The organism is Streptomyces sp. WM6386, assembly GCF_000972385.1.
Lineage (GTDB): Bacteria > Actinomycetota > Actinomycetes > Streptomycetales > Streptomycetaceae > Streptomyces.
In genome coordinates this window covers 1-22,930 of the sequence record NZ_JXTE01000062.1, presented here as the reverse complement: position 1 = coordinate 22,930, position 22,930 = coordinate 1, and the positions used below count along the sequence as shown (strand labels likewise).

General features: G+C 70.3%; 18 protein-coding genes. 10 read left to right on the top strand and 8 right to left on the bottom strand.

The features are described from left to right. Positions 1 to 121: 121 nt before the first annotated feature. The 4 genes from TN53_RS30685 to TN53_RS30670 form a co-directional block, all read right to left on the bottom strand. The gene (locus tag TN53_RS30685; protein ID WP_234441734.1) at positions 122 to 2,947 is read right to left on the bottom strand and encodes an ATP-binding protein; all 2,826 of its coding nucleotides are present in this window, start codon (positions 2,945 to 2,947) and stop codon (positions 122 to 124) included. Positions 2,948 to 2,996: 49 nt separating this feature from the next. After that, a complete protein-coding gene (locus TN53_RS30680) occupies positions 2,997 to 3,257 on the bottom strand; it encodes a WhiB family transcriptional regulator (RefSeq protein WP_046261986.1) in 261 nt (86 codons plus the stop codon). Further along, positions 3,254 to 4,687 carry a sugar porter family MFS transporter gene (locus TN53_RS30675; protein WP_046261985.1) on the bottom strand — a complete coding sequence of 478 codons (1,434 nt, stop codon included), beginning with the start codon at positions 4,685 to 4,687 and terminating at the stop codon, positions 3,254 to 3,256. Before TN53_RS30675 ends, TN53_RS30680 begins: the two co-directional genes overlap by 4 nt. Positions 4,688 to 4,796: 109 nt before the next feature. After that, positions 4,797 to 5,786, bottom strand: a complete 990-nt coding sequence (locus TN53_RS30670; RefSeq protein ID WP_046261984.1) for an ROK family glucokinase — start codon at positions 5,784 to 5,786, stop codon at positions 4,797 to 4,799. Between the two features lie 264 nt (positions 5,787 to 6,050). Here TN53_RS30670 and TN53_RS30665 point away from each other — a divergent pair, with 264 nt between their 5' ends. Both TN53_RS30665 and TN53_RS30660 read left to right on the top strand, forming a co-directional pair. After that, on the top strand, positions 6,051 to 6,455 hold the full coding sequence (locus tag TN53_RS30665) for a cupin domain-containing protein (protein WP_046261983.1): 405 nt from the start codon (positions 6,051 to 6,053) through the stop codon (positions 6,453 to 6,455). A gap of 52 nt (positions 6,456 to 6,507) precedes the next feature. After that, positions 6,508 to 9,300, top strand: coding sequence for a LuxR family transcriptional regulator (locus tag TN53_RS30660; protein ID WP_324609635.1), 2,793 nt, complete (start codon positions 6,508 to 6,510; stop codon positions 9,298 to 9,300). Here the strand turns inward: TN53_RS30660 and TN53_RS30655 are convergent. Beyond that, complete coding sequence (locus TN53_RS30655; RefSeq protein WP_095046821.1) at positions 9,260 to 11,935, bottom strand: ATP-binding protein; 2,676 nt, start codon at positions 11,933 to 11,935, stop codon at positions 9,260 to 9,262. The genes TN53_RS30660 and TN53_RS30655 overlap by 41 nt on opposite strands. A 254-nt stretch (positions 11,936 to 12,189) precedes the next feature. Between TN53_RS30655 and TN53_RS30650 the strand changes: the two genes are divergently transcribed. From TN53_RS30650 to TN53_RS30635, 4 genes are read left to right on the top strand one after another with little or no spacing between them, the layout of a single operon-like run. Further along, positions 12,190 to 12,639 carry an SsgA family sporulation/cell division regulator gene (locus TN53_RS30650; RefSeq protein ID WP_046261981.1) on the top strand — a complete coding sequence of 150 codons (450 nt, stop codon included), beginning with the start codon at positions 12,190 to 12,192 and terminating at the stop codon, positions 12,637 to 12,639. 34 nt (positions 12,640 to 12,673) lie between these two features. Then, entirely contained in the window at positions 12,674 to 13,126 is a 453-nt protein-coding gene (locus TN53_RS30645; RefSeq protein WP_063776280.1) for a DUF1003 domain-containing protein, read from the top strand. A gap of 22 nt (positions 13,127 to 13,148) precedes the next feature. Then, positions 13,149 to 14,504: an NAD(P)/FAD-dependent oxidoreductase gene (locus tag TN53_RS30640; RefSeq protein ID WP_046261980.1), complete on the top strand. Its 1,356-nt coding sequence runs from the start codon at positions 13,149 to 13,151 to the stop codon at positions 14,502 to 14,504. 35 nt (positions 14,505 to 14,539) lie between these two features. Beyond that, entirely contained in the window at positions 14,540 to 14,881 is a 342-nt protein-coding gene (locus tag TN53_RS30635) for a hypothetical protein (RefSeq protein WP_046262054.1), read from the top strand. 10 nt (positions 14,882 to 14,891) lie between these two features. On the opposite strand, the gene TN53_RS30630 is transcribed toward TN53_RS30635, so the two are convergent. Further along, positions 14,892 to 15,302, bottom strand: a complete 411-nt coding sequence (locus tag TN53_RS30630; RefSeq protein ID WP_046261979.1) for a hypothetical protein — start codon at positions 15,300 to 15,302, stop codon at positions 14,892 to 14,894. A 187-nt stretch (positions 15,303 to 15,489) separates the two neighbouring features. On the opposite strand from TN53_RS30630, the gene TN53_RS30625 reads away from it, so the two are divergent. Further along, on the top strand, positions 15,490 to 16,413 hold the full coding sequence (locus tag TN53_RS30625; RefSeq protein WP_046262053.1) for a sigma-70 family RNA polymerase sigma factor: 924 nt from the start codon (positions 15,490 to 15,492) through the stop codon (positions 16,411 to 16,413). Here TN53_RS30625 and TN53_RS30620 read toward each other — a convergent pair. Next, complete coding sequence (locus tag TN53_RS30620; protein WP_046261978.1) at positions 16,406 to 17,257, bottom strand: sigma factor; 852 nt, start codon at positions 17,255 to 17,257, stop codon at positions 16,406 to 16,408. The two genes, TN53_RS30625 and TN53_RS30620, sit on opposite strands and share 8 nt — an antisense overlap. 191 nt (positions 17,258 to 17,448) lie before the next feature. On the opposite strand from TN53_RS30620, the gene TN53_RS45745 reads away from it, so the two are divergent. Further along, the gene (locus TN53_RS45745) at positions 17,449 to 17,694 is read left to right on the top strand and encodes a WhiB family transcriptional regulator (RefSeq protein WP_046261977.1); all 246 of its coding nucleotides are present in this window, start codon (positions 17,449 to 17,451) and stop codon (positions 17,692 to 17,694) included. Beyond that, complete coding sequence (locus TN53_RS30610; RefSeq protein WP_046261976.1) at positions 17,691 to 19,256, top strand: cytochrome b; 1,566 nt, start codon at positions 17,691 to 17,693, stop codon at positions 19,254 to 19,256. Before TN53_RS45745 ends, TN53_RS30610 begins: the two co-directional genes overlap by 4 nt. Here the strand turns inward: TN53_RS30610 and TN53_RS30605 are convergent. Continuing rightward, on the bottom strand, positions 19,253 to 22,024 hold the full coding sequence (locus TN53_RS30605; protein ID WP_046261975.1) for a helix-turn-helix transcriptional regulator: 2,772 nt from the start codon (positions 22,022 to 22,024) through the stop codon (positions 19,253 to 19,255). The two genes, TN53_RS30610 and TN53_RS30605, sit on opposite strands and share 4 nt — an antisense overlap. 312 nt (positions 22,025 to 22,336) lie before the next feature. On the opposite strand from TN53_RS30605, the gene TN53_RS30600 reads away from it, so the two are divergent. After that, the coding region (locus tag TN53_RS30600) for a sigma-70 family RNA polymerase sigma factor (RefSeq protein WP_046261974.1) at positions 22,337 to 22,930 on the top strand (594 nt) is incomplete at its 3' end.

Below are 22,930 nucleotides of genomic sequence, written 5' to 3'. Positions count from 1 at the left end.
TTCGCTGAGTATGGTAATCCGTCTGCTGATCGCCGCGCCCGTGATCGACTGGGAGGAGCAGCCTCTTTCGGCAGCCCCACCGCACAACAGAGGGGCCGGTCACGCGGGTGACCTCGTGTCGTCAGCCGGCGTCCGCGCCCGATGATTCGCTCGCCGGATGTCCGTCCTGGAGTGCGGCGAGCGCACCGGCGAGCTTGCCCCGGCCGGTGATGCCGAGGCGGGGATAGATGCGGTACAGATGCGCTCCGACGGTGCGGTGCGAGATGAACAGGCGCTGGCCGATCTCCCGGTTGCTCAGACCCTGCGACGCGAGCACCGCGATCTGCATCTCCTGCGCCGACAGCCGGTCGCTGGTGTTCGCGTGCCGCCGTCCACTCGACTCCCCGGCGGCACGCAACTGCTCGCGAGCCGTCTCCGCCCAGGGCCGCGCCCCCATCCGGTCGAACTCGTCGCGGGCACGGCGCAGCGGGTTCCGGGCATCGACGTAGTGCCGTCGCTGACGCAGTCTGCGGCCGTGGTGGAGGTGCAGCCGGGCCCGGGCCAGGGCCCATCCGGCGGGCAACGCGGCCAGCGCCGCGATGTAGTGCTCCTCCGACGTGTCGTCCGGGGCCAGCACCGCCTCGGTGTAGACGTGGGCCACCACCATCATCTCGGAGGGCATTCGGGTGGCCAACTCGGGGAGCCCCGCCAGTAGTTCCCGGGCCTGCCGCACGGTACCCGCGGCCACTGCGGCATCCGCCAGGTCCGGTGCGAGCAGCCAGCGGCTGACCGAGTGGTAGTGCGGGTCCGCGGGATCGAACGCGCGCGCGAGTGCGTCGTACGCCTCTACCGCGCGTCCGTCGAAGAGCGCGAGCAGGCCCTCGACCTGCTGCGCCATGACGGCGGCGAACGGCATGCCGGGGAACAGCCGATGGGCGCGCAGTTCGCCGAGCATCCGCGCCGCGTCCTCGGTCTGCCCGCGCAGGGCAGCCACCAGACTCCCCGTCGCCTTCACCCCCAGCCAGACGATCCATTCCCCGGTCTCCTCCGCCAGGGCGAGTCCCTCACCGGACTCCTCGCGGGCCCGATCGAGCTGACCGAGGTACACCCGCGGCCAACTGCCCGCGAGCGACCTGGCGAGCAGCCCGAGCCTGCCCTGGGACCGCCATGCGGTGGCCGCCAGGGACAGGTACCGGGCGGCGAGGGTGGCTTCGCCCAGGACCATCGCACCGCTGCCGAGGAAATGCATGATCCGGCCGTCCTGGCGGTCCGGCCGGAGGCTGCCGAGCCGTGCGAGCACCTCAGCGCCGTACCGATACGGTTCGGTGTACGCGCGTACCGTCAGGACGACGGGAGCCTCCGGATCGGGCTTCCATCGGTCCAGCTCGGCCGCGGCCAGCGTGCGCACCCGTGCGTCGCCGTCCTGGAAGAAGCACCGGGCGGCGGCCCGCCACAGCAGGTTCTCGGCGACCCGCACGTCCCCCGTGTCGAAGGCGCCCGCCGCCGTGGTCACCATGTCCTCGATCCGGCGCTGCGGCTCGTCGGGTTCGAACGCCGCCTTGTCGGACACGACCATGAGGCGGGCCCGCTCCAGCGGGCCGAGTTCGCTCATGTCGGCCCGGTCCAGCAACAGCTGGGTGTGCACCCGGTCGTTGATCTCGCTGGCGGACTCGACGGCCCGGACCAGAATTTCGGTCCTGCGGCGCGGGTCCTGGACGAGTTCGGCCGCCTGGCGCAGGGCCGGTACGGCCGAGGCCACCTTGCCTCGGGCCAGGGCCGTGTCGGCGAAACGTTCCAGCTGGGCGGCGAGTTCCTCGTCCGGGCCAAGTGTCGCGGTGGCCAGGTGCAGGAGCCTGCGCTCGGGGGTGTCGGCCATGGCCGCGGCGATGGCGCGGTGGGTGGCCAGCCGGTCGGCGACCGTGGCGCGGGTGTAGATCGCCGAGCGCATCAGCGGATGCTGGAACTCGAGATTACGGCCGACCAGACCGACCAGGCCCGCGTCGATCGCCTCCTGCACCGCGGCCACGGAAACCTTCGTGCCTGTCAGACGGCTCGACACCTCCAGCAGCCGGCTCAGTGGCGCGTTGGGCTCGGCGGCCAGGGCCAGCAGGATCGTTCGACACTCGGGGCCGGCCGAGTCCGTACGCGCGGCGAACGCGTCCTCCAGCCGCTGGGTCAGCGGGAGATCGTCCAGCTGCGGCGCGATGTCCTGGACCGTCTTGGGCAGCTCGACCAGAGCCAGCGGATTGCCCGCGGCGCGCTCCAGGATGAGGGCCCTGAGCGGCGCCGACAGGTCCGGCGCACCCGCGTCGAGCAGTTCGGCGGCGGCGGACCGGCCGAGCGGTTGCAGCTGGAGGTCGGGCTGTGCGCTCGGGGCGTAGGTGTCGGGAGCGTGGAGCCGGGACGCCGTCACCATCAGCACGGGAAGATCGCGGATGCGCCGGGCGACGAAGGCGAGGACGTCCCGGCTAGGCGCATCGACCCACTGCAGATCGTCGACGAGCAGCAGGAGCGGTTGCCGGTCGGCCTCGTCGGCAAGGAGTTCGAGCACGGCCAGCGCGACACGGAAGATGTGGGGCTCGGTCTGCGTGGCGCTGAACGCGTCGACGAGCGCGGTGCGGTGCGGGGACGCCAGCTTCGCGATGCCGTCGGCCGCCGGTTGCAGCAGCAGTTGCAGCGCCGCGAACGGCAGCCACAGCTCGGTCTCCACACCGGCCGCGCTCAGCACCTTGAAACCGCCCTCGGTGCACTCGGCGCCGACCGAGCGCAGCAGGGCCGACTTGCCGACGCCGGCAGTGCCGTGGATCAACAGCGCACCGCCGCGTCCGTCCGCCGCGTCCGCCAGCAGCCCGCGCAGTACTCGCAGCTCCTGGTCCCGGCCGATCATCGCGCGGGGGCCCGGTTCGGCCTCGGGAGGGCCACGGCTGCTGGGCTGTGCATGTGCGGCTTCCTCCGTGCGGGGAGTCACGTCGCACCGCATCCTAGCCCCGGCCTGTTACACCCTGGGGGCGATCACATCATCGGTAGAACGACTTAAGTCCTGTCTGTACGGCGGACGGCGGCCCGATGCGGATGAGCGTTTCTCGGGTCTCCTCGGTCAGCCCTCCCCAGATCCCGTGCCGCTCGCGGTGGTCGAGCGCGTACCGGCGACACGGGATGCGCACCGGGCACTCCTCGCAGATCATCAGCGCCCGTCGGACGGCCGCCAGGTCGCCCGGAGGGGGAAAGAAGGTCTCGATGTCGGCGCCTCGGCAGGAGGCGGTACGTTGCGCTGTCATCCCATCTCCTCCAGCTTCCTGCCGTTGGTCTCCCGCACACGGACGGCGACGAAGACGAACGAGAGCACGGCGAAGCCCGCGTAGATCGCGTAGGTGGACGACAGGTTCCAGTCCGACATGCGGGGGAAGCTCTCGGTGACGGCCCAGTTGGCGATCCAGTTCGCGGCGGTCGCCACCGACATCGCGGCGGCGCGGATCCGCAGGGGGAACATCTCGCCGACCATCACCCAGAGCACCACACCCCAGGAGACCGCGAAGAAGAACACGAAGGCGTGGGCGGCGACCAGCGCCACGGTGCCCTGCGCGTCGGGGATGGACAGACTGCCGCCGCTGCCCGTCTTGTACGAGAACGCCCAGGACGCGAGGGCGAGCGACACGGCCATGCCGGCCGAACCGGTCAGCGCGAGCGGCTTGCGTCCGACCCGGTCGATCAGCAGCATCGCCACGACGGTTCCGACGATGTTGACGATCGACGTGGACAGGCTGATCAGAAGGGAGTCGGCCTGGTCGATGCCCACCGACTGCCACAGCAGCGACGAGTAGTAGAAAATGACGTTGATGCCGACGAGCTGCTGGAAGACGGCCAGCCCGATGCCGACCCACACGATCGGCAGCAGCCCGAAGCGGCCGTCGAGCAGATCGCGTACCCGCGGCTTGTGGTCGGTCTTGAGAGCGTGCTGGATCTCGGCGATCCGTTCCTCCGAGCCCGCGTACGTGCCCTGCAGGTCACGCACCACGGCGAGGGCCTGGACCTCACGGCCCCTCGCGACGAGGAAGTGCGGCGACTCCGGGATGCGCAGCGTGAGGAACAGGTAGGCGAGCGCGGGTACGACGGCGGCCATGAGCATCCACTGCCAGGCATGCAGGGCACCCAGCGGGTTCTCGCTCCTGCCGTCCGCCCCTTGGGCGATGCCCCAGTTGACGAGCTGTGAGGCGGTGATGCCGAGCACGATGGCCGCCTGCTGGAACGAGGCCAGCCGCCCGCGGTGGTCGGGCGGCGCGACCTCGGCGATGTACGTGGGCCCGATCAGCGAGGCGAGGCCGATCGCCATACCGCCGACGACGCGCCAGGCGCCCAGGTCCCAGACGGAGAAGGGCATGGACGAGCCGAGCGCGCTGATCGCGAAGAGAACCGCGGCGAGGTGCATCACACGTCGACGGCCGACACGGTCGGCGAGACGCCCGGCGACGGCCGCTCCGAAGGCGGACCCGAGCAGGGCGGAGGCGACGATGGTGCCCGTCTGGCTGGAGGTGACATCGAATCGGTGCTGGATTCCGGTGACGGCTCCGTTGATGACGGCGCTGTCATAGCCGAACAGGAAGCCGCCGATCGACGCGGCCGCCGAGATGGAGGTGACGCGCCGCAGGTTGGTCGGGCGGACAGCAGGCCCTGAGTGGGCCCGGCCCGCGGAAGAGGCGTTCGTGGTCATGGACAAGGACTCCTTCACAGGATGGAGAGCACGTGGATCGGGTGGACGACTGCGCTGATGACCGGGCGGCACCGGTTGTCGTGCCCTTCGGTGAGCGCGCCACCACCGCTCAGACGCCGGCCGCCGGGGCCGAGAGAAGTTCGTGGAGGCGGGCGAGGTTCGCCGCGCCGACGATGCCGGCGTCCGATCCGACGGTGGCGGTGCGGACGTCGGCGTAGACGCGGTGCTCGCCGCCGCCGAGGGCCCGGCGGTAGGAGACCTCGGCCGGACGCCTGATCAGCTCGCCGGTGTCGCCGAGTCCGCCGCCGATGACGAGGACGGACGGGTCGAGGATGGAGGCGAGGTCGGCGAGGGCCTGGCCCAGCCAGCGGCCCGACTGCGCGAACACATCGAGGGAGAACGGGTCCCCGTCGAGGGCGGCCTCGGTCAGGTGGTGCCCGTCAAGGCCGTCGGGGGTGCCGTCGCCCAGCGCGAGCACCGCCGCGGCCCGCGCCGGATCGGCCGCCGCCATCTCGCGGGCGCGGCGGGTGTGAGCCGCTCCGCTGGCGTACTGCTCCATGCAGCCGTACTGCCCGCAGGGGCAGCCGAGCCCGTCGGGAACCGCCCGGTAGTGGCCGATCTCGCCCGCCATGCCGAAGCGACCACGGAAGAGCCGGCCCCTGCTGATGATGCCGCCGCCCAGGCCGGTGCCCGCCACGACCATCAGCATGTCGTCGTGTCCGGCACCGGCTCCGTGGATGAACTCGCCCCACGCGGCGGCGTTCGCGTCGTTCTCGACAACTACCGGAAGCCCGGTGGCCTCCTGGACGATGTCCCGGATCTCCTTGTCGTGCCAGCCCAGGTTGGGCGCGAAGCGCACCGTCGAGCGGTCCGCGTCCACGTATCCGGCGGCTCCGACGCCGACCGCCCGGACGTCGTCCCAGCCCTTGCGGACCTGCTGGACCGCCTCGGCGACCGCCCCGGCGATCAGGTCCGGGTCGCGTGGGGTGGGGACGCGCACCCGGGAGACGACTCCCCCGCCGGGGTCGACCGTCCCGGCGGCGATCTTCGTGCCGCCGAGATCGACGCCGACGGTCAGACAGCTGTTCTGTTCGTTCATGCGACACCGCCCACGCCGTCGAACCGCCGCGGGCTGAAGGGACCGTGAGACATGGTGTGGTTCCTAACGTTGTGATTCCGTGTGTCGCAGGGGTGGCTCGCGACCTCCGGCTCAGCTTCCGCAATCCGGCGGCGAGTTGCATGAGTCATTCGACTGCGTCCCGCCTTTGTCGCTCGCTGTGTCACACATCCCGGCCGTGCGTTGTCTGTTAAGCGGACCAAGTCGGATCGACCGGAGGTGTGACACGTGTTGGACAAGGAATCGATGGGTGGAACGGACGGGACCGGGCCCAGGATGCTGGCGGACGTCAAGCCGCCCTTCGTGCCGGAGGGCGCTTCGGCGATGACCGTGGTGGTCGAGTGGCCTCCGGGACACCCCGGGACGCCGCCGCACCGGCACTCGGGGCCGTGTTTCGGCTACGTCACCGAAGGCGCCGTCCGGTGGGAACTCGAAGGCGAACCCGAGCGGGTCATCAAGGCCGGTGAGACGTTCTGGGAGCCGGGCGGTGACGTGATCCACTACCAGAACGGCAACGCCTCTTCGGACACGCCGGCCAAGTACGTCGTCATCATGCTGTGCGCGCCCGGCCGGCCGATGCTCACGCTGGTCGAAGAGGAAGAGCTGGCGAAGCGGGCCCACCTGCGCGCCCCACGGCCTTCCGCCGACTGAGCCACTGCCCGGGGCGAGGAGTCCGCCGCATCAGTTCTCGAAGGGGGCCACCGTGGCCGGTGACAGGTCGATGCCGCACGGCACGACCGAGGGGCTGGTAGGACGCGACCGGGAGCTGGAGCTGCTTCGGTCGTACGTCGACCAGGTGCTCGGACGCGGTGGGGTGCTGGTGCTGTCCGGGGAGCCGGGTGTCGGCAAGTCCGTGCTGCTGGATGCCGCAGCGAGTGCGGCGACCGCGGCCGGCGCGCTGGTCCTGCGCTCCGACGGGGTCGAGTTCCTCGCGGATCTGAGCTTCGCCGGACTGAACCACGTACTCGAACCGTTGCTGCACGAGTACGACGGGCTCGACCCGGTGCACCGCGAGGCCCTGACCGTGGCACTGGGCGCGGGTGACGGTGCCCCGGTGGATCGGCTGGTCCTCTACGGGGCCGTACTGGCGCTGCTCCGCCGGGCGGCGAGCAGTCGTCCCCTTCTGCTGGTCGTCGACGATCTGCAATGGGTCGACCGGGCGAGCGCCGCGGCGCTCGCCTTCGTCGCCCGGCGGCTGACCGGGAGCCGAGTGGGCCTTCTCGCCGCCTCGCGGCCCGGGTTCGAGAGCTTCTTCGAGCGCGCGGGGCTTCCCGAGCTCACCGTGTCCCCACTGGACGACAGGGCGGCAGCCGGCCTGGTCGGCACCCGCTTCCCGCTGCTCGCCGGGCAGGCGCTGCGGCGGGTCCTCGCGCAGGCCCGGGGCAACCCGCTGGCACTGCTGGAACTGCCGGTCGCGCTCGGCGACTCCCGAGGCAGCGCGGGAGTGCTGCTGACCGAGGTGCTCCCGCTCAGCCGTCGGCTGCAGGACCTGTACGGCTCCCGGGTCGCGGCGATGCCGGCTCCCACCCGCCGGCTGCTGCTCCTGGCCGCGCTGGAGGGCGGCGGCGACCTGTCGGTCCTGCGGGCCGCCGTCCCGAGCGAGGACGTACTGGCCCTGCTCGCTCCCGCGGAGCGGGCGCAGCTGCTGCGGATCGAGCACCGAGGACTGGGGCGGTTGTCCTTCCACCATCCGCTGATCCGCGCGACCGTCGTGTCCGGCTCGACCAGCGGTCAGCGTCTGGACGCCCACCACGCTCTGGCCAAAGCGCTGGCCGGTCAGCCCGATCGCCGGGCCTGGCACCTGGCCGAGGCCACACTCGATCCTGACGAGCACGTCGCCGCCCTCCTGGAGGACACCGCGCACCAGGCCCGCCGACGCGGCGACGCCGTCGGCGCCTTCAACGCGCTGGTACGGTCCGCCGACCTCACTCCCGGCCCCGCGGACCGCGGCAGAAGGCTCGCCGAAGCCGCCTTCGTGGGCGCGGACGTCACCGGCGAGTTGCGCACCGCGGCCGAGCTGCTCGTGGAGGCCCGACGTGCCGACCCGGAACTCAGGGGATCACTGCGGGCGGCGGCCGCGGCCTCCCAGGTACTGCTCAACCGCGACGGCGATGTGAACACCGCGCACCGGCTGCTGGTCGGTGCGATCACGACCCGCGACGGCAGGTCCGACGGCGACGACGAGGCGCTCTTCGAGGCGCTGTGCACCCTGCGCAGGGTGTGTCTGTGCGCGGGCAGACCCGAGTTCTGGAACGCGTACCAGGCCGCCATGGCTCAGCTGACCGTGCCGATGCCTCCCCTCCAGGAACTGCTCGGCGATGTCTACGGCGATCCGGCACGCTCCTCCGCGACAGCCCTCGCCCTGCTCGACGCGGTGATCCACGACCTGCACCGGGAGACGGACCCGAGCCGGATCGAGCGGGTCGCGATGGCGGCGCTGTTCGTGGACCGGGCGACAGGGTGCCGTGCGGCGCTCTGGCCCGTCGTCGAGGACGGGCGCGAAGGCGGCGCGGTCACCTCGGCGCTCATCGCGCTGGTGGTGCTGTGCCTGGACGACTTCATGACGGGTCGCTGGGACGAGTGCGGCCGTCTCGCCACGGAAGGGCTTGCGCTGTGCAAGACCCACGGCTATCAGACGCTGGCCCAGCAGTTTCGAAGGGCCCAGGGTCTGCTGGCCGCGGCGCGGGGAGACGACGGCACGGTGCGAGGGCTGGCACAGGGGATCACGGAGTGGGCGGTGCCCCGCGGCGCCCGGACCGTCGAGCACTTCGCGCGGCACATGTCGGCCCTGGCCGCCCTGGGACGCGGTGACCACGAACAGGCGTACGTCGACGCGTCGGCGATCAGCCCTGCAGGTGTGTTGGCCGCCCATGCCCCGCTGGCTCTGTGGGTCCCCATGGACCTCGTGGAAGCCGCCGTGCGCAGCGGGCGGCGAACCGAGGCACTCGCCCATGTCGCCGTGATGCGACAGACGGGCCTGCCCGGCATCTCCGGCCGGCTGGCACTCATCACCGCCGGCTCGGCCGCGCTCGCCGCCCCCCAGGACCGGGCCGCCGACGCCTTCGAGGAGGCGCTCGCCGTGCCCGGCACCGAACGCTGGCCCTTCGACCTCGCCCGGGTCCGCCTGGCCTACGGGCAGCACCTGCGTCGCGCACGGGCCGTCCCGGAGGCCCGGACGCACCTCGCCGCCGCCCTCAAGACCTTCCACCGTCTCGGGGCCGCCCCCTGGGCCGCGCGGGCGGCCGAGGAACTGCGAGCCACCGGCCGTACCGCCACCTGGGGAGCCCACCAGGACCTGGAGGTCGGCACGCTCACGGAGCAGGAACACGCGATCGCCAGCCTCGCCGCATCGGGACTGACCAACAAACAGATCGGCGAACGGCTGTTCCTCTCCCACCGGACCGTCGCCGCCCACCTGCACCGGATCTACCCGAAGCTCGGAATCACCTCGCGTGTCACCCTCGGCGCGGCTCTCGCCGCGCGGGAAGGGACGTGAGCGCGTCCCTGAGTGCCGCGCGTGAGGCGATTCCGAGTTTCGGGAACAGCTGGTAGAGGTGCGAACCCACGGTTCGGGGCGAGAGGTGGAGACGTTCGCCGATCTGCTTGTTGGTCATTCCGGAAGCGGCGAGTGCGGCGATCTCCCGTTCTTGTGCGGTGAGGATCACGGATCCGTGCTTCGCTCCGGTCCGGGACCGCCGCGTGGCGCGGAGTTCACCCGTGGCCCGGTCGGCCCACGGCCGGGCGCCCAGGCTCTCGAACACCTCGGCCGCCTCGTCCAGTTGAACTCGGGCCTCGGTGACGAAGCGCATGCGCCGCAGACGCTCCCCGTAGGCCAGCCGGATCCGCGCCAGATCGAAAGGCCAGTCCTGCGCTCCCGGGACGGCCAGCGCCTGTTCGAAGCTGCCGACCGCGCCGTCATCCGGTGCGACCAGCGCGGCCGAGCCCGCCACCAGCAGCGCCAGTCGCGGAGAGAGAGCCGCGACACCGGCCTCCCGCAGCGCACGCACGTGTGCCTCTGCTTCAGCGGTACGCCGGGTGTGCACCGCCGCTTCCACGAGGTCCATGCAGGTCCACAACATGTTCGGAGCGAGCCGGCCCGCGGGACTGATCGCGACGGCATGGCGGAACGCGCACTCGTAGTCGCCGGCACCGAGTCCGGCGAGGACCCGCGCATGGTCGGCGAAGGCCGCCGCGGCCAGCACTCCATGGGGCATGGCCCACTGCGCAATCCGGTCGGCCGTACTTCGACTCTCTTCGAAGCGCCCGTGGACGGCGGCCAGCAGTGCCTGGTGGTATTCGAAATACCAGGAGAAGAACGGGTATTGGCGCCCTGCGCAGATCCTCAGGCCCTCGGCGGCCAGGGTTTCGGTCTCCTCCCACCGGCCGGCCGGGAAATCCTGCAGGCACAGGTGCATGAGCGCGTCGATGTGCCGGCGCACGTGGCCTCCCCCGCGTCCCCGACGGACCGCACGCCAGGAGACGTCCCGTGGCTCCGTGAGCCGGTCGGGGCGGGCGCGGAGCAGCGGCGGAGCAGTCGGCTTCAGGCGGTCGATGGCCGCGTGGAAGGGTGCCCACAGTGCGTCGCGACCACCGGACCAGCACACCAGTCGCAGGACGTGCAGTGTCTCGATGAGGGCGTCGTCCTCTGCGTCGTATCCGTGACTGCCCGTTTCGATGGCCTCCACCAGGAGACGGTGAGCCATGTCGATGTCGCCGTCACCGCCGTTGAGCAGGAGGAGAGCCGCCGTCGCGGCGGTCAACGGAGAGCCGGTGAGGTCCGGGTCCGCGCACCGGGCGCGGACGTGGAGCTCCGACGCCGCGCGCAGCTCACCGGTCCCGTCGGCCCCCAGATAGGCGGCCCACGTCAGCCGGCGTGCGCGGTCCGCGGGGCGGGGACTCAGTTCGGCGGCCCTGGTGAAGGTGGCGACCGCTGCCGTGGCGTCACCTCGCCGACCGGCGCGCTGCCCGGCCTCCTCCAGCAGGGCGGCGACCCGCTCGTCGGGAACGAGGGTTGCCCGGCCCAGGTGCCAGGCCCGCCGCTCGGGTGCCTCCGCGCGGATCTCGGCCAGCGTGCGATGGGCTTGGCAGCGCTCGGTCAGGGTGCTGGTCCCTACGACCGCGACCCTCATCAGCGGATGCCGGAAGACGAACCGTCGGTTCGTGTCGTCGAAGGTGATCAGACGGTCCGATTCCGCCGCTGACAGCGCCGTAAGGGCCTTCGGGTCGCCCGATGCGGCACGCAGGACGCCCGGATCTCCGGTGCCGTCGAGGGCGAGCAGCAGGAGGAGCCGGCGCGACTCGGCCGGAAGGCGGGCCACGCGCGAAGCGTGGCGGTTGCGAAGTTGCAGCGAGAGGGGCAGTACGTCGTGCAGATCGGCCGACGCGTCGCGTTGCGCGGCGGGCAGCTCCACGAGCGCCAGCGGGTTGCCCTGCGCCTGCGCCAGGACGTGGTCCCGCGCCGGTCCGGCCAGCCCCGGAAAGCGGACTCCGAGCAGCTCCTCGGCCGCGTCGCGATCCAGCGGCGGCAGCTCGTACTCGGTGAGCCCGGCTCGGTCGGAGCAGGTCTCGACTCCCGATCTGCAGGCGGCGAGGAATCCGATACGGCTGCCCACCGACCGTCGGGCAACGAAGCCCAGCACCGCCGAACTGGCCCGGTCGAAACAGCCGAGGTCATCAACGACGATGAACACAGGCCGCTCGGTGGCCAGTTGGCGCAGCAGGAAGATGACCGAGTCGGCGACGTGACGACCGTCGGGCACCGGATCGCCCCAGCCCAGCGCACCGCGCAGAACCCTCCGATGAGCATCTTCCAAGCGCTCGATCCGGTCGTTCAGCGGCAACAGCAACTGGTGGAGTCCGGCGTAGGCGAGCTCGGCCTCGGACCGGACGCCGACGGCCGACAGCACCCGGGCACCCGCCCCGGCCATGACCCGGGCGACCTCCCCGAGCAGCACGCTCTTGCCCACCCCCGGCTCCCCGGAGAGCAACAGTGCACGGCCGGCGACCGAGCCCTGCCCGAGCAGCGCCGTGATCTCCCGGAGTTGCCGCGCACGCCCCACCATCTCAGGGAGCTGACCGGCGTCCGCGGCAGGAGTATGGGGCAACCGTTCGACGCGCGAGCCGAGTGACATGGGTACTCCGTACGTTGGCGCTGTCCTCCCCCTGCACGGCGGGAAGGCTTGGGCTCACCGTGCAACGGCCCGCGAGGACAAACATCAGTCACGTGACTGCGCGGCGACTTGCGGGTCATTTGACTGATGGTGCGAACCCACGGGGGCGTCGCAGAATCGTCATGTCCAAGAATCACACGAGTGTCGCAAGACACATCACACCGTGTGCCCTCGGAACCTCCCTTGATCCCACAGATCTACCGAGCGGTGATGTGATGAGAGAACCCGACAGCTGTACGCAGGTGGCGTACCGGATGCTGGTCCGCCTGGTCGTCGCCGAAGGAGTGGACCGGCCCGTGCTGCTGGACCTGTCCTACGACAGCGCCGATCCCTACGCGGTTTCCCTGACGTTCCACATGTGCACCGACACGACCGTGCGCTGGGTGGTCGGTCGCGAACTCCTCCTGGACGGGCTGGAGAAGCTCACCGGCGTCGGCGACGTCCAGGTCTGGCCCTGCCGGGACCCGGCGGCGGACAAGGTGCACATCGCGCTGTGCCCGTGTCCGAAGCAGGAGGCGGTCGTCGTGACCGCCCCGGCACAGACCCTGGGTGCCTTCCTTCGACGAACCCTCGCGGTGGTGCCCACGGGCAGCGAGGATCGTCACCTGGACATGGACGGAGCCGTCCACCAACTCCTGAGCGGTCCAGGTGAGTCGCTTCGATAGGGGCCGCCTGAGCCGGCACCCTGCCTACCTCGAGGTGCAGAAGGAGCGCGCTGAGGACGTCCAGTTGCGGATCGCCGACTGGATCACCCGGTTCGCCGGATCGATGTGGTTCGTCTACATCCACGTGGTCGTGTTCGCGGTGTGGATGGTCTGGGCGGAGAAGAGCCCGTGGCCGACGCTCACGCTGATCGTGTCGCTCGAAGCCATCTTCCTGTCCACGTTCGTGATGATCGGCCAGAACCGACAGGCCGAGTTCACCCGCAAGAAGGCCGACCACGACTACGAGGCGCAGGAGCTCGAACTGCGACACAACACGCAACTCACGGAACTCGTCCACACGCTCACCGTCGAGATCCACCGAGCGGTGAACGCCGTGGCCGCGGGTGAGACGGACACCGGCGAGAACGCCGAGCAGGTGCCCCCACCGGCACAGTCTGAGTCGCCGATGGATGTCACACCGGCCGGGCCTGCGCGGTCTACATGGTGACGGACAACAAGCAGAGGCAGTCATGCGAGAGATTCTGATCGTCGGCGGCGGCTACGCGGGCTTCTACACCGCCTGGGGCCTGCAGAAGAAGCTGCGACCGGGCGAGGCTCGGGTCACGGTCGTCGACCCGCGCCCGTACATGACCTATCAGCCCTTCCTGCCCGAGGTGGCGGCCGGTTCGGTGGAGGCACGACACGCCGTCGTGTCACTGCGGCGGCACCTGCACGACACCCGGTTGATCTCGGGCACCGTGACGGGGATCAGCAACGCGGACCGTACAGTGACCGTCCGCCCGGTACGCGGGGACACCTACGAGCTGCGCTACGACATCCTCGTGGTCACCGCCGGCGCGGTGACCCGTACGTTCCCCATTCCCGGGCTCGCACAGCAGGCCATCGGTCTCAAGCACGTGGAGGAGGCCGTGGCGATACGTGACCGGCTGATGACCGCGTTCGACCAGGCCGCGTCGCTGCCGCCCGGCCCCGAGCGGCGAAAGCTGCTCACCGTCACGTTCGTGGGAGGCGGGTTCTCCGGCGTCGAGGGCTTCGGTGAACTGCTGTCGCTGGCGGCCGCGATGCTCAGGTCGTATCCGGAACTGGGCACCGACGACCTCTCCTTCCACCTGGTGGAGGCCCGGGGCCGCATCCTGCCCGAGGTGAGCGACAAGCCGGGTGCCTGGGTGGTGCGCCACCTGGAACGCCGCGGCGCGCAGGTCCATCTGAACACGCAGCTGCTGTCCGCCGAAGACGGCCACGTCGTCCTCTCCGACGGAACGGAGTACGACGGCGAGCTGATCGTCTGGGCCGCCGGCAACGCCGCCAACCCGGTCGTGCACAACCACTCGGACCTGCCGCTCGACGCACGCGGCCTGCTGCTGGCCCGCGCCGATCTGCGCGTGGGCACCGAGGCCCGACCCGTACCGGACGTGTGGGCCGCCGGCGACGACGCGTCCATCCCCGACCTGGCCTCGCCGGTGCCGGGGGCGCGCACGGTGCCGAACGCCCAGCACGCCGTGCGACAGGGCAGACGTCTCGCCAGGAACCTCGTGGCCGACCTGCGCGGGCGGCGAGTGCGGAACTACCGCCACGACAGCCTGGGCGTGGTGGCGACGCTGGGGCTGGGGCGGGGCATCTTCCAGTACAAGGGCATCGTCATCAAGGGGTTCCCGGCGTGGCTGATGCACCGGGGCTACCACGTGCTCGCGGTGCCCAGCTGGGAACGGAAGATCCGCGTTCTGGCGGTCTGGCTGACCGCGGCCCTGACAGGCCGGGATCTCGTGTCCCTCGCCTCCGTCCAGCACCCGCGGGACGCGTTCGTGGCGGGTGAGCGGACGCAGGACCCGAGTGCCGGCCGCGCGAAGGAAGGCAGCACAGCATGAGCATGTGGGGTTCTCGTTTCCCTAGGGGGTACGGCATGACCGCGCGTGAGGAGGCCGCCCGCGGCCTGCCCGACATCGAGGACTTCCTGTACCGGGAGGCCCACATGGGAGCGACGCACCGCCGTGTGGCGGCTTTCACCGCGCGCGTGGTGGGACTCACTCCCGAGCAGAAGCGGGACATCGAGCAGTGGTACGTGGAAGAGCAGAAGCACGTCGCCCGCATGGTGACCGACCACATCACCGACCGCGTCGACGCGATGGAAGCGCAACACCACGTCAGGATCAGGCAATGGCTGCGGGGAACACTCACCGGGATGGCGCTGATCACGCTGGCGATGATCGCGTGCGTCGTGGTGATCCTTGGATCGTCGCGGTGACCGCCGTGTTCTAGGAGGGGCCCGTGCGGTACAGGCCCCTGCCGGCGCGCTGGATGCGGGAGGCGGCGACAAGGCGATCGAGTGTGCTGCGGACCGCGTTGATGCTTCCACTGTCGGCGTCACGGCCGAGCGCCGCCGCGACCTCACGGGCTCGTACCTCGGCGTCACCGACCTGGGCGAAGTACGCCATGATCTGCTCGGTGAGCCTTCCGTACTGCTCCTCCGCCTGAGGAGCGGCGGCCGGAGTGACCAGCGCGCTCTCGAGAGCGCCAAGGGCCCGCTGTACCGAGCCGAGATGGGCCACGACCGCCGCCAACTCCCTTTCCAGCGCCTGCTTCTGGAACTGCAGCCGGGCCAGTTCCTCCTGAAGCCCCTCGGCGGTGACCTCGATGCTGTCTGCCGTACGGCCCGCGGAGACCATGAGTACTCCTCTCCTCAACCCCTGTCGACATCATAGGCAGTGCTTTCAGTGTCAGACAGGGCATCTCAGTGTCTCGAACAGTGGGATTTGGCAGGCACGTCGAAAAGCATCGTCCCTTTCTGTCACAAGCGCCCGTCGATCGCGGTCCATGCAGCGGATGAACCGGAGCAACGGAGGCCAGTGGATCATGTACGTCGAACCGTCCCTCAGCACACCTGACGACCTCGAGGACGCTGTCGCCGTCTTCGTGCACCACCGCAGGCGGCTCTTCGGGATCGCCTACCGCATACTCGGCAGCGCCGTCGAGGCCGAGGACGTGGTCCAGGAGGTATGGCTGCGCTGGCAGAAGACGGACCGCTCGGTGGTGCTGAGTCCTGCGGCTTTCCTGTCGAGCGCCACAACCCGCCTGGCCATCAACGTCGCGCAGTCGGCACGCGTGCGTAGAGAGACGTACGTCGGACCGTGGCTGCCGGAACCCGTCGACACCAGTGCGGATCCCGCGGTCGGTGCCGAGCACGCGGAGGCGGTGGAGCTGGCGCTGCTGCTGGTGCTGGAGAAACTGACTCCCGTCGAGCGCGCCGCCTATGTACTGCGCGAGGCGTTCGACTACGCCTACGCCGAGATCGCCGACATGCTCGAACTCAGCCTCGTCAATGTGCGGAAGATCGTCAGCCGTGCTCGCCGGCACCTGCTGGACGAGCGCCGGGAGACCGTGGACGCGGCTGAGCACCGACGCCTCCTGGACACCTTCGTCTCAGCGGCCAGAACGGGAGACGTGGCGTCACTGGAAGCCCTGCTCGCGCCCGATGTCGTCAGCCTCTCCGACGGCAACGGCATGCGGGGCTGTGCCCGGGTGCCTGTGCGGGGCCGCGCCCGGGTGGCCAGACTCTCGACGTATCGGCAGTTGTGGCAGGAGGCGGTGCCCGAGCTGGTCGATGCCAACGGCGCCACGGGAGTCCTGGTCCACCGCGACGGCCGGACGGTCGCCTTCATGACTGCGGCCGCCTCCAAGCACGGCATTCACCAGGTGCTGTGGGTGTTCGCGCCGAGCAAGATCGCCGCCTTCGTCGCATCGCGTTCCCGCTTCGCAGCCACCCCTGATCTCACGTAGGACGGTGGTTCCAGGACCGCAGTTTGTCGGGGTTGAGCATGACCCAGACCTGGGCGACACGGTCGTCGGAGACGTCGAGGCTGATGACAGCGGCGACCTGGCGGCCGTAGCGAGCGACGAGGCCGGTCCGGCCGTTGACGGAATGGGCGGTCAGGATGGTGTGCGGGCTTCGGGCCAGGAGTGTCAAGAGGCTGTCGGCGACCGGCCGACAGCCGTGAACCGGCCCGGTCAACGCCCGTACCTTGCCGCCACCGTCGAAGAACGCCGTCGCGTCCGGGCACAACAACGACGTGAGCAGCTCGCCGTCCTCGGTGACGCATGCCCGGCACACGGCGCGGGCGACGGCGTCGTGCTGCCGCGGTGTCGTGGAGCGGGTGCGTCGTGCCCGCAGCCACTGCCTGGCCCGTTCGGCGAGTTCGGAGAGTTCCGGCTCCGTACGGCCCACGATGTCGACGACCGTGCCCGGCGCCATCCCGAAGGCACGGAACACGAACGCCGCGCGCTCGGCGGTCGACAGCGACGCCAGCGCGTTCAGCACGACCCGGCCGGCCTCCTCCTCCACCTCCGAGAGGCGTGCCCCGTGCCCTCCCCCGTGGCCGGCCGTGTCCCGGCCGGGCCGTGCGAGGCGGTCCAGGCAGATCCCGCCCACGGTCTTCGCCAGCCAGGACCGGGGGACGGTGACCTGTCGACGTGCCGCGTCGGACAGCTCGTACCACCGGTGATACGTCTCGTCCACGACGCTTTCCGCCGCGCCCGGGTCGCCCAGCATCCAGTGGGCGACATCGAGCAGGAACCGGCGCTCCTCCCACAGCTCACCGATCGGCACCGCATCGCTCTGATCCATAGGGCATACCTCGCTCTCGCTTGCGCTGCCCGCACGTGGCAGGGGGCGTCGGCTCAACCCGTAAGACCGGGAACTCCCGGATCGTGTGACACGGGCTCGTCGCGGCCGTGTCACACATGCGGCGGCTGTCCGGTCTTACAGGACAGCTACACACTTCTTTTCCCTTGACTGCCGAACGAGGTGACCATGCCGTGCATTGGCGTGAACGGGCAGCCTGCCTGCGCGTAGATCCCGATCTTTTCTTCCCCGTATCCAGCAGCGGTCCCACCCTTCGGCAGATCGACGAGGCGAAGGCCGTCTGCGGCCGATGTCCCGTGGCGGAGCAGTGCCTCGACTGGGCCGTGCGGGTGGGACGGGTGGACGGCATCTGGGGCGGAACGACGGAAAGCGAACGCCGAGCGATGCGAGTGATCGAGACCCGGGTGGCAGTGAAATGAACACGGGCGAAAGGGTGGCCGACTGGGCCGAGGGACGCTTGGGCGTCCGCCGGCTGGTCAGAGGTAAAGCACGGCGAGTGTTTCCGGACCACTGGTCCTTCGTGCTCGGGGAGATCTGTCTCTACAGCTTCGTCGTTCTCGTCGTCACGGGTGTGTATCTGACCTTCTACTTCCATCCGTCGATGAAGGAGGTGCAGTACAACGGAAGTTACGCACCGCTACGCGGCCAGATGGTGTCGGAGGCCTTCGACTCGACCATGCACATCTCTTTCGACGTCCGCGGCGGTCTGCTGATCCGGCAGGCCCATCACTGGGCGGCGCTGGTCTTCGTCGCCGCCGTACTCGCCCACATGTTGCGGGTGTTCTTCACGGGCGCCTTCCGCAGGCCGCGCGAACTCACCTGGCTGATCGGCTTTCTGCTGCTGATCCTGGCCATGTTCGCCGGGCTGACGGGATACGACCTGCCGGACGACCTGCTGTCCGGGACCGGCCTCGCCGTGGTGAACGGAACGATCCTGTCCATTCCCATCGTCGGAACCTACTTGTCGATGTTCCTTTTCGGAGGCGAGTTCCCCGGCGACGACCTGATAGCGCGCTTCAACACCATCCACGTGCTGGTCATCCCCGGCCTCATGGTGGGACTGCTGACCGCTCATCTGGCCCTCATCCTCTACCACGGGCACACCCAGTACCCGGGCCGGGGACGCACCAACAACAATGTCGTGGGCGTGCCGACCAAGGTACGCGTGGTCAAGTCCTCCGGGTATTTCCTGCTGGTGAGCGGTGCCATCCTCGTCATGGCCGCGGTCGCACAGATCAACCCCGTCTGGCAGTACGGGCCTTACCGTGCCGACCAGGTTTCGGCCGGCTCGCAGCCCGACTGGTACATGGGCGTGGCGGACGGACTGCTCAGGGTGATGCCGGGCTGGGAAGTCGACTTCTGGGGTCACACTCTGGCACTCGACAACCTCATTCCGTTGACCGTGGGTGTCGGTCTCTTCCTCGCCCTGGGCGCATATCCGTTCATCGAATCCTGGGCGACCGGTGACACACGCGAGCAGAACCTTCTGGACCGGCCACGGAACCGTCCCGTGCGAACGGCACTCGGCGTCGCATGGCTCAGTTTCTACCTGGTGTCCTTGATCGGCGCCGCGAACGACATCATCGCCGTCCGTTTCCACGTCCCGGTCGAATCGGTGACGTGGGCGGTCCGAATCGGCCTCTTCGTCGTCCCTGTCGCGGCTTACGCTGTGGCCAAACGCATGGCCCTCGGCCTCCAGCGCAGCGACCGCGACAAAGTACTGCACGGACGCGAGACCGGCATCATCAAGCGCATGCCCAACGGCGAATTCGTCGAGGTGCACGAGCCGCTGAGCCAGGAACAACTCCACACCCTCACCCAGCACAAGCAGTACAAGCCGATCGGCCCCGGCGACCGCCCGTCCCAGCAACTGCGTTCCCGGATCAGCGAGACCCTTTACGGAGAAGGTACGCAGATCGCCAAGCCGACCGCGCAGGAATACCAGGCGCTGCACAAGGGACGCACCGACGATCACGCCTAAGCCGATGCCGCCTCGCCTGCGAGGCGTATGCTGCGGATCTCCTTGCGGGAGGTGATGCCGAGTTTCGAGAACACCTTGCGCAGATGCCATTCCACGGTGTGGGGGCTGATGAACAACTGGGCGCCGATCTCGGGATTCGTGAGACCGTCCCGGACCAGGCGGGCAATCTGCTCCTCCTGGGGTGTGAGGACCACCTCCGTCGCGGCGGAGTGATTGCGGACCCTCGCCCCCGTCGCCTGGAGTTCGCGGCGCGCGCGTTCGGCGAATGCCCCGGCTCCGATGTGGCTCAGCATGTCGTGCGCGATGCCCAGTTGAGCACGGGCGTCGGCTCGGCGGTTCTCACGGCGCAGCCATTCCCCGTACAGCAGGTGGGTCCGGGCGAGGTCCATCCGCACCCCCGTGCCACCGAGCCGCTCGATCGCCTCCCGGTACAGGGCATCGGCGGCCTGCCCCTCGCTCACCAGGGCACGGACGCAGGACACGGTGCCGAGAGCCCACTCGGTACCGGCGGCCTGCGCCATATCGCTGATTCTGCGCACCGCCGCGGCCGCGTCCGCGGGCCTGCCCAGTCGTACGGACGCCTCGACCAGCTCGACCGTTGACTGGAGGGAGAGACCGAGTTCCTGCGGATTCTCGCAGCCCCGCAGAGCGGCCGTATACGCCTGCGCGTACCTGCCGAGGCCGTTGTAGAGCACCGCCGCAGCCCACTGCGTGGCGGTCTCCACCTTGCCCTCACCGCGCAGGAGGAGATCCTGGGTGACCGCGTCGATCGCCTGCTGGGTCGCGGCCTCCCTGCCCCTCCAGGGCTCGACGACCAGCGCACTGTAGTGCGCGAAGAAACTGCTGCCGGTCGCCTCACCGATCGCCGTCGCCTCCGCGACCAGAGAGCCGGCACCGGCCAGATCGCCCGCGAAGACCCGGTTGGACAGGCGAAGCAGGAGCGCCGACGGCAGCACCGACAGGGCTCCCGTCTCGCGTGCGAGGTCGACCAGCCGCTCCGAGAGCACGGACCAGCTCTCGAAGTCCCAGGTGCTGTGGGCCAGGCGGCAGGCGAGCGGGAGCCAGCCGAGCCCCTCCTTCGGCGAGATCCCGCCGACGCGGAACGCGGCCAGCGCCCTCAGCAGCATCGGAGCGCCCGCGGCGTAGCCCTGCGTGGTCAGCAGCGCCTGGCCGTCCAGAAGGAGATCGTCGCGTGTCGGTTCGGCGGGCGTGGGCGTCGCGAGAATGGCCCGGGCCACCTCGAGGATCCCCTCACCGTGCGGCAGGCGGCCTGCGGTGAGGGCCGCGTAGATCGCGTCCCGGTACGTCTCACGGGCGAGTCCGGCGTCGAGCGGCTCCAGGCGTCTGGCCGCTTCGAGCAGCAGCGGCAGGCCGGCGCCGGCGCTGTTGGAGGCGGTCATGATCCGACCGCGCAACAGGGTCGACCGAGCGGCTCCGAGGGCGTCGAGGGGGCCCAGTTCGGCCGCGCCCGCCAGTTCCCGCGCGGCGTCGAAGGCGCCGGCCTGGTATTTGGCGTGTGCCGCCGCCAGTGCCCTGGTTCCACGGCGCGTGGGGTCGGGCGTCAGCTGGGCGGACCGGTCGAGGAAGGCCGCCGCCGCGGCCACTCCGCCCCGTGCCTGCGCCCGCTCCGCCGAACGCTCCAGCTCGGCGGCCACCGCCTCGTCGGGTCCCACCGTCGCACGCGCCAGATGCCACGCCCGACGGTCCGGGTCGAGCCCGGCGTCGGTCACGTCGGCCAGGGCTCTGTGCACCTCGCGCAGGGCGTCCGGGCCCCCCGCGCGATAGGCCGCAGAACGCACCAGTGGGTGACGGAAGCGTGCCCAGGCGCCGAAGGTGATCAATCCCGACGCCTCGGCGTCCGTCGCGGCCGTGTCCACGACGATTCCCAGCCGCTCGGCCGCCCGCCTGAGCAGTGTCGCGTCGCCGACCGGCTCGGCGGCGGCGATGCACAGCAGGCGTTGCGTCTCGGCCGGCAGAGCCTGGACGCGGCGGAGGAAGTCCTGCTCCAGCCGGTTCGCCACAGGCCCCGCGCTGGGATGCCCGAAGCCGCCGGCCGGGTCCAACACGGTGAGTGTGTGCGGCAGTTCGAGCAGGGCAAGTGGGTTGCCGCGGGTCTCCGCGACGATGCGGTCACGCACCCTGCGGTCGAGCGGGGCGGTGACGACCGAGGCGAGAAGTTTTCGGGAGTCGTCCTCGAACAGCCCGGTCACGGGCAGTTCGGGGAGCCCGGTGAACATCTCACCGGTGGTCGGCTCACGCACGGCGACGACGAGCACGACCGATTCCGCGAGCAGCCTGCGGGCGACGAACTCCAGGGTCTGCGCGGAGACCCGGTCCAGCCACTGCGCGTCGTCGATGACGCAGACCAGCGGCTCGCCCCCGCCGGCGTCCGAGAGGAGGCTCAGCGTGGCCAGGCCGACCAGGAACCGGTCGGGCGCGGCCCCGCCGTGCAGTCCGAACGCCGTGCGCAGCGCGTCGCGTTGAGGCTCCGGGAGGTTGTCGAGTCCCGACAGCAGTGGCGCGCAGAGCTGGTGCAGGCCGGCGTAGGAGAGCTCCATCTCGGACTGGACGCCGACTGCGCTGACGGTACGGAATCCGGTGGCCCGCCCCAGCAGGTACTTCAGCAGCTCGGACTTCCCGATCCCCGCCTCACCGCGCAGGACCAGGACGCCGCTGCGCCCGTCCCTTGCGCCCGCCAGCAGGTCGTCGAGGGCCCGACGCTCGTTCCGTCTGTCCAGGAGACCCACTCCGGAACCACGGCTCGTCATGGCAGCCTCCCACCTCAAGATCCTCCCGGCGGGGCGTCGGCCGGTGCGTTGGATCACTGCGGCCGTGGGGCGGCCGAGGCGAGCCGGATCCATCGTAAACGGCTGCGAAAGCGGAGAACTTCCGACTTCGAGCGACCGTGAGGGATCGAGCACTGCCCGCGACGACGATCCGGACGCGTCGGCCACGGACCTCCCACGGACGACCACGCAGTGCCCTACGGCCTTCCAAGGGCGCGCGGGGCTGCCCTCGGGCGCGACATTGGTGCCGGCCGCCCGTCGAGCTGCTGCCCCATGGAAGCGGAGGAGCCGGACATGGAAACGCATCTGACCGAAACCGTGCCGAGCCACGAGACGGCGGGCGCGTCCGTCATCACGCTGGACGCGGCGACCTGGGTGTTCGTGCAGGCCAGGCCCGGACTGCTCACTCTCGCCAGGCAGATCGTCGGGAACGCGCACGAGGCCGAGGACGTCATCCAGGAGACGTGGCTGCGGTGGCAGGGCGCCGACCGCACGGCTGTCTCCAACCCGTCGGCACTGCTCAGGAAGACCACGGTCCGGCTGGCCATCAACGTGGTCCAGTCCGCCTGGAAGCGCCGGGAGTCCTGTGCTAGCCCTTCGCTCCCGGACCGGATGGACCCTTACGCGGGCCCCGAAGAGGTGGCCGAGCGCCAGGACGCCGTCGAGCGAGCGGTTCTCCTGCTGATGGAGACCCTGACTGCGAGGCAACGTGCCGCGTACGTCCTGAGGGAGGGGTTCGGCTACCCGTACGACCGGATCGCCGAGATCCTGCACCTCAGCGTCGTGAACACCAGGCAGCAGGTCGCACGCGCCCATCGGCGTCTCACCGAGGACCACCACAGGCAGCCGGTCGACTCCGTCGCACACCGGCGCCTCGTACAGGCGTTC

What these genes read in the sequence shown, in the direction of transcription:
- TN53_RS30605 (WP_046261975.1), bottom strand. Translation starts at nt 22,024, where the DNA reads ATGACGAGCCGTGGTTCCGGAGTGGGTCTCCTGGACAGACGGAACGAG.
- TN53_RS30670 (WP_046261984.1), bottom strand. Translation starts at nt 5,786, where the DNA reads ATGAACGAACAGAACAGCTGTCTGACCGTCGGCGTCGATCTCGGCGGC.
- TN53_RS30640 (WP_046261980.1), top strand. Translation starts at nt 13,149, where the DNA reads ATGCGAGAGATTCTGATCGTCGGCGGCGGCTACGCGGGCTTCTACACC.
- TN53_RS30625 (WP_046262053.1), top strand. Translation starts at nt 15,490, where the DNA reads ATGTACGTCGAACCGTCCCTCAGCACACCTGACGACCTCGAGGACGCT.
- TN53_RS30680 (WP_046261986.1), bottom strand. Translation starts at nt 3,257, where the DNA reads ATGACAGCGCAACGTACCGCCTCCTGCCGAGGCGCCGACATCGAGACC.
- TN53_RS30610 (WP_046261976.1), top strand. Translation starts at nt 17,691, where the DNA reads ATGAACACGGGCGAAAGGGTGGCCGACTGGGCCGAGGGACGCTTGGGC.
- TN53_RS30620 (WP_046261978.1), bottom strand. Translation starts at nt 17,257, where the DNA reads ATGGATCAGAGCGATGCGGTGCCGATCGGTGAGCTGTGGGAGGAGCGC.
- TN53_RS30650 (WP_046261981.1), top strand. Translation starts at nt 12,190, where the DNA reads ATGAGAGAACCCGACAGCTGTACGCAGGTGGCGTACCGGATGCTGGTC.
- TN53_RS30655 (WP_095046821.1), bottom strand. Translation starts at nt 11,935, where the DNA reads ATGTCACTCGGCTCGCGCGTCGAACGGTTGCCCCATACTCCTGCCGCG.
- TN53_RS30635 (WP_046262054.1), top strand. Translation starts at nt 14,540, where the DNA reads ATGACCGCGCGTGAGGAGGCCGCCCGCGGCCTGCCCGACATCGAGGAC.
- TN53_RS30630 (WP_046261979.1), bottom strand. Translation starts at nt 15,302, where the DNA reads ATGGTCTCCGCGGGCCGTACGGCAGACAGCATCGAGGTCACCGCCGAG.
- TN53_RS30675 (WP_046261985.1), bottom strand. Translation starts at nt 4,687, where the DNA reads ATGACCACGAACGCCTCTTCCGCGGGCCGGGCCCACTCAGGGCCTGCT.
- TN53_RS30665 (WP_046261983.1), top strand. Translation starts at nt 6,051, where the DNA reads ATGGGTGGAACGGACGGGACCGGGCCCAGGATGCTGGCGGACGTCAAG.